The 12,682-nt window shown below is 72.9% G+C and carries 9 protein-coding genes; 5 read left to right on the top strand and 4 right to left on the bottom strand.

Features of this window, described 5'->3' with window-relative positions:
* Positions 1–50 precede the first annotated feature (50 nt).
* The gene (locus tag O7629_RS12470; RefSeq protein WP_278169339.1) at positions 51–1,019 is read left to right on the top strand and encodes a hypothetical protein; all 969 of its coding nucleotides are present in this window, start codon (positions 51–53) and stop codon (positions 1,017–1,019) included.
* Here O7629_RS12470 and O7629_RS12465 read toward each other — a convergent pair.
* From O7629_RS12465 to O7629_RS12450, 4 genes are all read right to left on the bottom strand, one after another.
* The gene (locus tag O7629_RS12465; protein WP_278169338.1) at positions 997–2,271 is read right to left on the bottom strand and encodes an adenylosuccinate synthetase; all 1,275 of its coding nucleotides are present in this window, start codon (positions 2,269–2,271) and stop codon (positions 997–999) included. The two genes, O7629_RS12470 and O7629_RS12465, sit on opposite strands and share 23 nt — an antisense overlap.
* A gap of 17 nt (positions 2,272–2,288) precedes the next feature.
* Positions 2,289–3,257: a hypothetical protein gene (locus O7629_RS12460; RefSeq protein ID WP_278169337.1), complete on the bottom strand. Its 969-nt coding sequence runs from the start codon at positions 3,255–3,257 to the stop codon at positions 2,289–2,291.
* 68 nt (positions 3,258–3,325) lie between these two features.
* Positions 3,326–4,333, bottom strand: coding sequence for a serine/threonine protein kinase (locus tag O7629_RS12455; RefSeq protein WP_278169336.1), 1,008 nt, complete (start codon positions 4,331–4,333; stop codon positions 3,326–3,328).
* A complete protein-coding gene (locus O7629_RS12450) occupies positions 4,330–5,148 on the bottom strand; it encodes an NUDIX hydrolase (protein WP_278169335.1) in 819 nt (272 codons plus the stop codon). The genes O7629_RS12455 and O7629_RS12450 overlap by 4 nt, the downstream gene beginning before the upstream one ends.
* Before the next feature lie 221 nt (positions 5,149–5,369).
* Here O7629_RS12450 and O7629_RS12445 point away from each other — a divergent pair, with 221 nt between their 5' ends.
* The 4 genes from O7629_RS12445 to O7629_RS12430 all read left to right on the top strand — a co-directional run bounded on the left by O7629_RS12445 (position 5,370) and on the right by O7629_RS12430 (position 12,598).
* Entirely contained in the window at positions 5,370–7,112 is a 1,743-nt protein-coding gene (locus tag O7629_RS12445) for an ABC transporter ATP-binding protein (protein ID WP_278169334.1), read from the top strand.
* The gene (locus tag O7629_RS12440) at positions 7,109–8,908 is read left to right on the top strand and encodes an ABC transporter ATP-binding protein (RefSeq protein ID WP_278169333.1); all 1,800 of its coding nucleotides are present in this window, start codon (positions 7,109–7,111) and stop codon (positions 8,906–8,908) included. The genes O7629_RS12445 and O7629_RS12440 overlap by 4 nt, the downstream gene beginning before the upstream one ends.
* 106 nt (positions 8,909–9,014) lie before the next feature.
* Entirely contained in the window at positions 9,015–10,346 is a 1,332-nt protein-coding gene (locus O7629_RS12435; protein ID WP_278174511.1) for a cellulase family glycosylhydrolase, read from the top strand.
* A gap of 290 nt (positions 10,347–10,636) precedes the next feature.
* Positions 10,637–12,598 carry an AMP-binding protein gene (locus O7629_RS12430; RefSeq protein WP_278169331.1) on the top strand — a complete coding sequence of 654 codons (1,962 nt, stop codon included), beginning with the start codon at positions 10,637–10,639 and terminating at the stop codon, positions 12,596–12,598.
* The last annotated feature ends 84 nt before the right edge of the window (positions 12,599–12,682 follow it).

Genomic DNA, 12,682 nt, shown 5'->3' with positions numbered 1-12,682 from the left:
AGGTGCACGGCCGGCAGGGTCAGGTGACAGCCTGGTTCCGGATGGCAGGTGTGGCGGTCGTGATCGCCGTCCTCGTCGTCACCATTGTCGGCGGGCCACCGGCGCGTGCCGCCGCGGCGCAGTCCACCGATGCGTACATCAAGACCTGGGTGTACGCCCGCGACACCGGACTGCCGATGAAGGGCGTTTGCATCTTCGCCGTTCCCGCGCGCGGCACCTTCAACTTGCAGGAGCTCTGCAGTTCGTCGACCGGGCTGGGGCGGGTCAGGGTACAGGTGTCGGTGCCGGGCTCGTACAACCTTTTTGCGCGTGCGCCTGGCTACACCGGGTACGGGTCGCAGTGGGTGGGGCCGTCCGGCGGCACCGGAACGCAACAGTCGGCTCGGCAGATTACCGTGTCGGTGCCGGGTGAGACCAAGACGGCGCCGACGATCTTCATTGACCGAAGTGTATCGATCAGGGGGAAGCTCCCGGCGCCGGATCCGGTCCCGCCTCCGGGGCAGCGTGGCACCGTCGGGATCTCCGCTCCGGAGCCCGAGTATCGGCTTCCGCCTATATCCAGTCCGATCTACTACGACGGCAGCTTCAATATCAACTGGCTCGGCCCGTACGAGTGGCCGCTGCTGTTCCGGATCCCCGGCCAAGCGGACCAGTGGAGCGGGGGTGGTGGCAACCGACTGCGGGCTGATCTGATCCAGGCCGCAGTACCGGGTGGTTCGCCTATCGACTTCACTGTCAAGCGTGGGGTATCCGCCATCGTCAATTTCACTGACCCGCCGACGGGCTCGGACAACCGGGTGGTGCTGCGCAACGTGACCACCGGTGAGTCGGTGGGCGTCGGATCACTCGGCTCCGGCTCCAAGGTGCGGATCCGGGTCGTGCTGGGGCAGCAGGTCAAGATTCAGTGTCTGTGTGGCGGCACCACCAGCTGGCATGGCGGCACCGACTTCGACAGCGCGACGCCGGTAGTGATCACCGGCGGCGGGCCTACCGAGGTCACCTTCCTGCCGCCGCAGTGAGCCGAGCGACCTTGTCGGCGGCCGCCGGGCCGTGCGAGGTCAACCGCACCGGTACGCCGAGCGCCGTCTCGACCGCCGCCATCCATGCTGCCGGGTCCGGCTCCGGGTCGGCGGCGTAGCTCGGCTGGCTGGCGAGCAGCTTCGCGGTCAGCGCCGCCTGCCGGTCCAGGTCACCGGGCGGCCCGGTCGGCAACCGGTCGGTCCAGTCGTACCGGTCGCACAGCCGTAGCCGGTGTCGGCCGACCAGGTCCAGATGGGTCAACGCGAGGGCGTCGACGCCGCCGGTGACGTCGAGGGCGTACCGGTGGGCCACGGCGTCGAAGTGGCCGAACCGGAACCGGCCCTGCCAGGCGTTGGTGCCGTTGTGCCGTTCCGGCGGCCGCAGCGTCGGGTCCTCGGTGACCAGCGGGCCAGGCCCGTGCCGGGGGGTGACCACCCGCAGCACCCCGAGCCGGGTCGCCGTACCGGGCATGCCCGCCTCGGCCAGCAGCGTGTCGACGTTGCCGTACGTCGTGGTGCTCCACGTGGTGTACGGGTGGAAGCCGTGCCACTCGTCGAGCAGCACCCCCTGGGCGCCTTCGAAGACGACGGTTCCGGCGCGCAGTAGTCGGGCCGTCCATGACCGGTCGACGATCGACACCCGCCGCGCGAACGCGGTGAACGCGGTGACGGTGTCCGCCACCGGTGGGGCGTCCAGCGGCCCCAGTTCGGCGGTGAGCCGGTCATGCAGCAGCCTCAGTCGGTGCCGCAGCAGGCCTTCGTCGAGGCAGTCGCCGACCCGGGGCGCGGTGTCGGGGTGGGCGAGAGCATGTCGTACGCTCTCGCCCACCCCCATCCCGCAGGAGCCGTGCCGGTCGGCCCCACGGGCGATCTCCCGGGCCTGGTTCGCGGCCCGGTGGTACGGGGTGGCCAGCAGCGCCTCCCGGTCGACGGTCACCTGGTCCAGTGCGTCGGGCACCCCGATCCCGGCCAGGTGCGTCGCCTCGCCGGCCAACGCCAGCGGGTCGACGACCACGAACCGGGACAGGTGCGTCGGTACGCCGTGGAAGGTGCCGGCGCCGAACTGGGCGAAGGTGTGGGCCCGGCCGTCGGGCAGGACGACGTTGTGTGCCGCCTGCCCGCCCCCGTTGAACCGGATGACCGCGTCAACCGGCCTGCTCGCGCACAGCCAGTCGACGACGGTGCCCTTGCCGGCGTCGCCGTAGCCGAGGTCGACCACGGCGATGTGCCGGTCGGTTCCGTCCCCGGTCATGCTGCTGGCCACCCGGTTCACAGCCGGGTCACCTGGTCGGCGTGGCCCGAGGCGGCCGGCAGGGTGCCGCGTACCGCGGGGGTGCGGCCGGTGCCGATGCGGGCGAGCGCCCGCGACACGGTGGTGGCGGCGTCGCCGGCACCGACGTCGCGCAGGTCGGCCAGGGCGGTGTCGAGGTCGCAGGCCTCTTCGCCGAGCGCCACGGTGGTGGCGATGGTCTCGCAGACCGCGTCCAGGTCGTCGAGTTCGACGGCGTTCTGCCCGAGCAGGTCCCGCCAGAAGTCGAGGATGCGGCGGTTGCCGGCGTAGTGGCTGCCGGCCGGCATCAGGTAGTAGGTGTCCCACCGGCGACGGACCTCGTCGACGACGGCGCGCAGCGGGACGTCCTCGTCGAGGTCGTCCCCGATGAATTTCCGGACCTCGCGGGCCTTGACCTTGGGGTACGCCATCTCGTCGCCGATGACGAACAGGTAGCCGCGCTTGCCGCGCTGCTCGTGGCAGTCGATCGAGGTGTGCCGGGCCATGAAGTACATGGCGAGCTCGTACGACTCCATCATCTGCCCGCCGCCACCGCCTTCGAGCACGATGTTGCCCAGGTGGTCGTCCATCCGGTTGTCCGACTCGAACTGGCCGATCTGCAGCGGCACCCGGTCGCAGGTCGCGTCGCCGATCGCACCGAACAGGATCTGCGGGTCGGTGACGTAGCCCTTGCGCAGCAGCAGGCCGAGCAGTTGCGGCAGCTTCTGCTGCAGCGTCCGGGGCACGCCGCCCATCGATCCGGTGACGTCGAACAGGACGGCGACGGCCAGCGACTGCGGGTGCTCGGTCGAGTCGCGGCTTTCCCGGGCGGCGACGCCGCGCGGGTCGAGGGTCGGGTGGACGGTGCGGGCGCCGCCGTCGCTGTAGGCGAACGCGCTGGCGCCGGTGGCCTTGCGGTAGGCGCTGGCTGCGCGGTAGACGTCGGTCGACCAGGCTCCACTGCCCATGTCGGGGCTCCTTCTCAGTCGGGGTGGGTCGCCAGCTCAGTTGCCGGCTCGTTGGTTCGGTCGGCGGGTCATTGGTTGGGGTCGGGGATGGTGAACGGCCGGAACCGGCGGCGGCCCCAGAGCCGTTCGAGCAGGTCGTCGAATTCGGCGAGCAGCCGCCACGCGTCGTCGGGCCGGTGCCGCAGCGACGCCAGTTGACAGCCGTCGGTGAACCGGCGCATCGGCTTCGGCGCCTGACCGCCGGTCAGCCAGTCGAGGCAGCGGGCGGCCATCGTGAGGTCGGTGCCGGGGCCGGGACTGCGGCGTCGGCGGATCTCGTCGGGGTACCAGTCGGCGTACGCCGGGACCAGCGCCGGCACCGGCGCGGCGTCGATGCTGGCGTAGCACCAGTCGACCAGCACCACGCCGTGCTGGTCGGGCTCGATGAGGACGTGGTCGGGCAGCACGGCGCCGTGGACCAGCCCGGCGCGGTGGGCGAAGCCGAGCGCGACCAGCAGCCGCCGCCACATCCAGGCCGCGTCGCGGGCGTCAACCCCGTCCGGGTACGCCCGGCGGACCTCGGCGAGGCTGCGCAGCCCGGCGGCGGTGCCCAGCACGGTGACCTGCCGGACGGCGCCGGTGCCGGTGTCCCGGTGCCGGAACTCGTCCACCACCCGGGGCACGTACGGCAGGTAGCGGGGGTCGCCCCGCTCGGCGAGCCGGGTCAGCGCGGTCGCCTCCCGGGCGATCAGGTCGTTGTTGGCCGGGTCCCGGGGCACCTTCACCAACTGGTCGTCGCCGTGCCGGTACAGGTCGGCGAGGTCGCCGGTGTAGCGGGCGGTTCGGTCCACGACGTACCGGTGCCGTCCGGTGTCGATGGTGACGGTGTCCCGGCCGTCGGCGAGGTGTCGCCGCCACAGCTCGGTCAGCTGCATGAACGCGGCGGTGGCGCGCCGGTCGGGTGCGGCCGTCGCGGCGGTGTCCGGGTGCAGCAGCCGGGCCAGTTGGTGGTAGCGCCGGGTCGTCTGGTCGGTGCCGAACACCTCGGCCGGGTGGTGCGCGGTCAGGACGAGTTCGATCGCCTCGGTCACGGTCACCTGACCTCCTCCTCCCGGGCGGGGCGCAGCAGCGCCGGGTGCAGCAGCCGGGCGTCGCCGGCCCGGTAGATGCGCGACCGGGGTCCGCCGCGCGGGCCGCCGCGTTCGGTGGTGGCGCCGACGCTTTCCAGGAAGCCGGGTACGGACAGCACCTTGCGGTGGAAGTTGCCGGCGTGCAGTTCGACGCCCCAGACGGTCTGGTAGACGCCGCGCAGCTCGCTGATGGTGAACTCGTCGCCGACGAACCGGGTGGCCAGCGGGGTGTACTCGAGCTTGGCGCGGGCCCGGTCCAGACCGTCGACGACGATCCGGGCGTGGTCGAACGCGAGCCGCCGGCTGGTGCCGGGCAGTTGCCGTACCGGCCGGTCCGGGTCGGCCTGCTCGGGTAGGCCGAGCGCGTCCACCGGCACCCAGGCCGCGGCGGCGGCGTCGCTGCCGGCCGCCGGGTCGGGCAGCTCTGGCGCGAAGGCGAGGTACGCCACGGAGACGATCCGCATCCGCGGGTCCCGCTCGGGTGCGCCGTAGCTGGCCAGCTGCTCCAGGTGCACCCGGTCCATCGCGGCGGCCCGGCCGGGCCGGGTGTCCAGCCCGGTCTCCTCGGCGAGCTCCCGGGCGGCGGCGGTGGGCAGGTCCTCATTGGGCTGGACGAAGCCGCCGGGTAGCGCCCAGGCCCCTTCGTGTGGCGGCGCGCCCCGCCGCACGAGCAGCACGTGCAGCCGCGCGTCGCGGATGGTCAGTGCCACCACGTCGACGGTGACGGCGACCGGCGGGAACGCCCGAGGGTCGTAGCTGGCGAGGAACTCGGCCTCCGACATCGCGATCCTTCTCGTTGCTAGAAAATCTCTAACTAAGAACAACTCAACCTGAGAAGAACTTATCTCATGGTGGACCGGATGTCACCCCCAACGTGGCGACCGTCATGTCCGGTGCCGGTGATCGATGATGGAGCCCGGTCGCGGCTTAGGTTAGCCTCTGCTCACCGGTAGCCGGTCGGTGAGCCGGACCCGCCACCGACCCCGCCGGAGAGAGACCTGCCGTGCCCGTACCCCGTCCCGCCCCGCTGACCGCGGCCCGGCTGCTGCGGCGCACCCTGCGCCGGCACCGCGGCCGACTCACCGCCGGCGTCGCACTGCTCAGCCTGCACCAGGCGGCCGAAGCGGCGGTACCGCTGGCCATCGGACTGATCGTCGAGCAGGCCGTCGCGACCGGCGACTGGACCGCGCTCGCGGTTTCGGTCGCCGGGCTGGCCGCCCTGTTCACCGTCCTCACCTTCGCCTGGCGGTTCGGTGCCCGGCTGACCGAGACCGCGATCCACCGGGAAACCCACCGGCTCCGGGTGGAGGTCGCCGGGCGGGCACTCGACCCGCGCGGGCACCGCACCGGGCTGCGCTCCGGCGAGCTGCTCGCCATCGCCGCCGCCGACGCCGAACGGACCGCGTTGATCATCCGGGCCGCCACTGTCGCCGTCGCCGCGGTGGCGGCGCTGGCGGTCTCGTCCGTGGTCCTGCTCACCATCGACGTGCCGCTCGGCCTCGGTGTCCTGCTCGGCGTGCCGGCGCTGGTGCTGGCCCTGCAGGCGCTCGCCCCGGTGGTCACCCGGCGTACCGGCGCGCAGCAGGCCGCCGCCGGGGCGACCACCGCGCTCGCCACCGACCTGGTCGACGGGCTGCGCGCGCTGCGCGGGTTCGGCGCGCAGCGCAACGCGGCCCGGCGCTACCGCGAGTCGAGCCGGCACACCCTCCAGGTGACCCTGCGGGCGACCACCATGGCCGGCGTCTACCAGGGGATCACCGCCGGTGCCAGCGGGCTGCTCCTGGCCGGCGTCGCCGGTGCGGCCGGCGTGATGGCGGTCCAGGGTCGGATCGGCGTCGGTGAGTTCATCACCGTGGTCGGTCTGGCCCAGTTCATCGCCGAGCCGGTCCGTGCCCTCGGCTTCTGCGGTCAGCTCGCCGCCGCCGTGCGGGCTTCGGCCGCGCGGGTCGCCCGGGTGCTCGCCGCACCGCCCGCCGTACTGCCCGGTCAGCGTCCGGCGCCCCGGCCGCAGCCGGTGCGCCTGACACTGACCGCGGTCAGCTACCGCTCGCTGCGCGACGTCGACCTGCGGCTGACAGCGGGTGAGCTGCTCGCAGTGGTGGCGTACGAGCCGCGCGACGCCGAAGCGCTGCTCGACCTGCTGCGCGGTGCCGTCGCCGCCGACGACCATCGGGGAACGGTGGCGGTGGACGGCGTACCGGTCGCCGAGCTGACCCTCGACGGCCTGCGTGAACGCCTCCTGGTCGAACCGCACGACACGGCCTTGTTCGCCGGTACGCTGCGCTCCAACCTGCTGGTCCGGCCCGGCCCGGCAGCGGACCCGCTACCGGCGGCGATCGGCGCCGCCGGCGCGGACGACATCGTCGCGGCGCATCCCGCCGGGCTCGACCATCCGGTCACCGACCGGGGCGCCAGTCTCTCCGGCGGCCAGCGACAGCGGATCGGGCTGGCCCGGGCGCTGGCCGCCGACCCGCCGATCCTCGTGCTGCACGACCCGACGACGGCGGTCGACGCGACCACCGAGGAACGGCTGGCGGCCGGTCTGCGAGCGGCCCGCCACGGCCGTACGGTGAGCCCGGCCGTCACGGCAGAGGCCCGGGCCACCCTGGTGGTGACCAGCAGCCCGGCGCTGCTCAGCCGGGCCGACCGGGTCTGCGTCCTGGCCGCCGGCCGGGTGGTGGGCACCGCGCCGCACCACGACCTTGTCCGGACCGATCCGACCTACCGAGCGGCGGTGCTGCGATGACCGGCCCCGCCCGCGACCGGCTGCCGACCGCCACCGGCGGGCGCACCTGGGTGGTGCTCGGCGGGCAGCTGCGCCGCGCCGGCGTGCTGAGTGGATCCGCGCTGGTGACCGTCCTGGCGGCCAGCGCCAGTGGGCTGGTCGCGCCCTGGGTGCTCGGCGTCATGGTCGACGACATTCGGGCCGGTGCCGACACCGGGCAGGTGGTCCGTTCGGTGGTGCTGATCGTGCTCGCGGCCACCGTCGGCGCCGTACTGACCGGTCTCGGCGCCGCGCTGGCCGCCCGGACCGGGGAGACCGTGCTGGCCCGGCTGCGCGAACGGGTGCTCGACCGGGCCCTGCACCTGCCCGAACGGACGCTGGACCGCACCGGCACCGGCGACCTGCTGGCCCGGGTCGGTGACGACGTGTCGGTGGTGACCCGGGTCATCACCGACACCGCGCCGGTGCTGGTGTCCGCGCTGCTGACCGTCGGGCTCACCGTCGCCGGACTGTTCGCGCTGGACTGGCGGCTCGGCCTGGCCGGGTTGACCGCGGTGCCGATGTACCTGCTCGCGTTGCGCTGGTACCTGCCCCGCTCGGGGCCGTACTACGCGCGGGAACGGGTGGTCACCGGGGAACGGTCCCAGGCGATGATCGGCGCGCTGCGCGGCGCGGCGACGGTCCGCGCGTACCGGCTGGAGGCGGCACACCTCGCCGCGATCGAGCAGCGCTCGGCGGCGTCGCGCGACCTGTCGGTGTCCGTGCTGCGGATGTTCACCCGGTTCGGCTCCCGGCTCAACCGGGCCGAGTGCGTCGGGCTGACCTCGGTGCTGGTGGTCGGCTTCCTGCTGGTGCGGGCGGACCTGGTGACGGTCGGGGCTACCACGGCCGCTGCGCTGTACTTTCACCGGCTGTTCAATCCTCTCGGCGCGCTGGTCGCCGAGTTCGACCAGGTCCAGCAGGCCGGGGCCAGCCTGGCGCGCCTGGTGGGGGTGGCCGATCTGCCCCCGGCACCGGCCGTGACCGGGACGGTCGTGCCAGCCGGCACCGGGCTCGAGATCGACGGCGTCAGCCACCGGTACGACGACGGCCCGTTGGTGCTGCGCGACGTGACGCTGCGTGTCGAGCCGGGGCAACGGGTGGCGCTGGTCGGGGTGAGCGGCGCCGGCAAGAGCACCCTGGCCGGCGTGGTCGCCGGGCTGCTCCAGCCGACCGCGGGCACGGTCCGGCTCGGCGGGGTGCCGGTCGCCGGGGCGGACCGTGCCGGTCACCCGGGGCTCGCCGGTCGGATCGCGCTGGTCAGTCAGGACGTGCACGTGTTCGCCGGTCCGCTGACCGAGGATCTGCGGCTGGCCCGCGCCGACGCCACCACCGACGAGATCACCGACGCGCTGGCCACGGTGGGCGCGCTCGGTTGGGTCCGGGCGCTGCCCGACGGCGTCGACAGTGTGGTCGGGGAGGGCGGTCACCAGCCGACCGCCGCCCAGGCACAGCAGCTCGCTCTGGCCCGGTTGGTGCTGGCCGATCCGGACGTGGCGATCCTCGACGAGGCGACGGCGGAGGCGGGCAGCGCCGGCGCGCGGGACCTGGAACGGGCCGCGTTCGCCGCGACCGCCGGTCGGACCACCCTGATCGTCGCGCACCGGCTCACCCAGGCCCGGCGGGCCGACCGGATCGTGGTGCTCGACGCCGGCCGGGTCGTGGCCTCGGGTACGCACGACGAGCTGATCGCCGCCGGCGGCGACTACCGGCGGCTGTGGGACAGCTGGACCGGTGGTCCCACCTCGACGGTTGACCTTACTGAAAATCTTGTTTAACGTCGCACGTCGATATGTTGTGCCCGCTGACCTGAGGGAGGGCGTCGTGCGCCGTTGGAGTTTCGTCGTCGCAGCCGGAGGGCTCGCGGCGGCCGTCGTCGGGGCGGTGGCCCTGCTCGCGCCGTCGGCCAGCGCCGCCACCGCGGCCTTCGTGAAGGTCAACGACTGGGGCAGCGGCTACGAGGGCCGGTTCACCGTCACCAACGACACGGCCGGCACCATCACCTCCTGGCAGGTGAGCTTCGACCTGCCGGCCGGCAGCCGGGTCAGCTCGTCGTGGAACGCACGGTCGGCCGCCGTCGGTAACCGGTACACGTTCGACAACGCCAGTTGGAACGGCACCATCGCGGCCGGCGGCAGCACCACGTTCGGGTTCATCGTCGTCGGCAGCGGAACACCCGGCAACTGTACGGTCAACGGGGCCGACTGCGCTGGCGGACCGGCCCCGACCACCCCGCCGCCGACGACGGCTCCGCCGACGACCCCGCCGCCGACCGGCACCACGCCGGTCGCGGTCAACGGTCAGTTGCGGGTCTGCGGGGTCAACCTGTGCAACCAGCACGGCCACCCGATCCAGTTGCGCGGCATGAGCACGCACGGTCTGCAGTGGTACGCCCACTGTCTCGACGATGCCTCGCTGGACACGCTCGCCACCGACTGGCGGGCCGACGTCCTGCGGATCTCGATGTACATCCAGGAGGACGGCTACGAGACCGATCCGCGCGGCTTCACCGACCGGGTGCACGGACTGATCGACGAGGCGACCGCCCGTGGCATGTACGCCATCGTCGACTGGCACATGCTGACCCCGGGTGACCCCAACTACAACCTGGACCGGGCCAAGACCTTCTTCGCTGAGATCGCCCAGCGGCACGCCGGCAAGCCGAACGTGCTCTACGAGATCGCCAATGAGCCGAACGGGGTCGACTGGGCCGGTATCAAGAGCTACGCCGAGCAGGTCATCCCGGTGATCAGGGCGGCCGACCCGGACGGCATCGTGCTGGTCGGCACCCGGGCCTGGTCGTCGCTGGGTGTGTCGGAAGGCGGCAGCGAGGCCGAGGTCATCGCCAATCCGGTGAACGCGACCAACATCATGTACACCTTCCACTTCTACGCCGGCTCGCATCACGACGCGTACCGCTCGGCGCTGTCGCGGGCGGCGGACCAGCTGCCGATGTTCGTCACCGAGTTCGGCATCCAGACCTACACCGGCGACGGGGCCAACGATCTGGTCAACGCCCAGTTGTGGATCGACCTGCTGGAATCGCGCAAAATCAGCTGGGTGAACTGGAACTATTCCGACGACTTCCGGTCCGGGGCGGTCTTCCGAACCGGTGTGTGCGGCAGCGGCTCCTACGCCGGTACCGCCCCGCTCAAGGAGGCGGGTGTCTGGATTCGGGAACGGATTCGCAGTGCGGACGACTTCCCGACCCACTGAAAGCCGGCATTAGCCACCGAGTGGGAGTATTCGCGTCGGTCGGTGGGGTGCCGTGACGGCCGAACCGGAAGGTCGGCACGGCACCCCGCCACCTTTCCGGCATGTGCCGCATAGGAACTATGCGGCGTAGGGGAGCGGGAGTACCTGTTGTCGGAAATCGTCGTCACGCAAAGTTAGATGTTTTCACTTCTGCCTATTTGACATAACCTCTCTGGGTGATGGTCCGATCGCGGTGAGTTTTGCGTTCGTGGTCGATCGGCAGCGCGCCGTCGCCAGGGGAGGACAGCGGAATGGCATCCGAACGTGTCCAGGCCAGCGACGGGACGGCGGCGTCCACCCGGGTGGCCCCGACCGTGGCGACCTACCGCACGTCCTGTGTCGGCGCCCGGACGTCGATCGACGAAGCCCAGGCGGTCGTCTTCGGAGCGCTCGCCGCGCTGGAGACCGCCGCCCGGTTGGACCGGCCGGTGCCGATCCGGTCGACCACGACGACGCTCGGCCTCGACCTGGTCGACCCCCCTGAGCAGCTGCGCCATCTGGCCGGCCCGGCGGTCCGCTCCTGGCTGTCCCGGCGGCTGCGCCCGGTGGACCTGCTGCCGGAACGGCGGGACACCCTGCTGGTGCGGGCGACCACCGGGGTGGCGGCTCCGCCCGGCCCGCCCACGGCCCGAATCGACTGGCGGGTCACCGCGAACCACCTGACCATCCACGCCAGCTGCCCCGGCGGGGACCCGTGGCGGCGCTGCCTGCCGGCGGTCGCCGAGCTGTACGCGGAGGTGCTGCGCGAACTGGTCGACGAACCCGGCCAGGCCAGCTGGCGTACCGCCGGCATCAGCGGTACCTCTCGTGACCTGTTGCTCGACCGGTACGCCGGTCGTCGGGTGGACCGTGGGCCGTTCCGTCCGCTGCACCTGCTGGTCGAGCAGGCGGTGGACCGGCATCCCCAGCGGGTCGCGGTCAGTGGCGCGGGAGGCCGCCTCACCTACCGTGAACTGGACGACGCCGCCAACGGACTGGCTGCGACCCTGGCCGAGGTCGGCGTCCGGCCCGGCGACCCGGTGCCGGTACTGCTCGCCGCCGGTCCGGCGCTGCCGGTGGCCAGTCTCGCGCTGCTCAAGATCGGGGCCGTCCATGTCACCGTCGATCCGCGCTGGTCACCGGCCAGACTACGGTCCGTGCTGGCATCGGTACCCGGTGCCCCTGTGCTCGCCGCCGCGCCGTCCGGGGATCCAGTGCTGTCCGGCGCCCGCGTGATCGACGTACGGCCGGGTCAGGTCCCCTCATCCCGCCGGCGCCCGGAACCGGCGGGTACGCCCGACGACCTGGCGCACGCCCTGGTCACCGCCGACGCGGACGGGGTACCGCGGTGCACCGTCAGTCGGCATGTCGCCCTGACGGACCGGGTGCACTTCATGACCCGCTTCTTCGCCGCCACCGGCGGTGAGGTCGTGCTGCCGGGCGGCCCCGGGCCTGCTCCGTCGGTCGGCAACCTCATCTGGCCGTTGACCACCGGCGGGCGGCTGGTGCTGGCGTCCCCCGTCTCCGGCCGGCCGGATCTGTCCACCATGGTCGCCGTTGTCGCGGCCGAGCAGGTGACGATGATCGACACGGAGCCGGACACGCTCGACGCGATGGTGGCGGCGATCGAGCGGGACGCCGCGGTCGCCGGGCGTCTCGCCAGCCTGCGCCATGTCGTGGTGCCGGGTCCGGGGCTGCGGCCGGCCAGTGCCCGCCGACTGCGACGCCTGCTGCCGCAGGTCGAGGTCAGCACCGGGTACGGCCCGGTCGGAACGGCCGCCGTCGCCTACCACCGGGTGGGTGAGACCGACGGCGACGCCATCCCGGTCGGCCAGCCGGTCGACAACTGCCACCTGCTCGTCGCCGACGACCGGCTGCGGCTGCTGCCGCCCGGTGCCACCGGCGCCATCCTGATCGGCGGGGCGGGTGTCGGCGCCGGCCGGCACGGCACGCCATGGCGCGCCGCCGCTGGGTACGTCGCCAACCCGTTTCCGGAGATCCCGGGTGAGCTGCTCTACCGCAGCGGGGACCTGGGCCGCTTCGACGAGGACGGCCGGCTGCATCTGGTCGGCCGCGGTGACCGCCGGACCGACGGCGACGAGACACCCGAGCGGTCCGGGGCGACCCGGGTCGCCGAGCCGGAGCCCGACGTCCGGCTGCGCGGCGAGAACCGGGTGGTGGTGGCGGCCAGCGCGGGTGTCGCCGGTCGTGGTGGCGGCCCCGGGCCGGGGTGACCCCCCGCCGACATCGATCGGCGGGCGGGCTACCGCTCGGCGGCCGCGTACCGGATGATCGACACCGGTGGTGGACCGGACACG

This window comes from Solwaraspora sp. WMMD792, assembly GCF_029626105.1.
Taxonomy (GTDB): domain Bacteria; phylum Actinomycetota; class Actinomycetes; order Mycobacteriales; family Micromonosporaceae; genus Micromonospora_E.
Note: the sequence above shows the minus strand (reverse complement) of the source record. Positions and strands in the feature narration are given on the sequence as shown.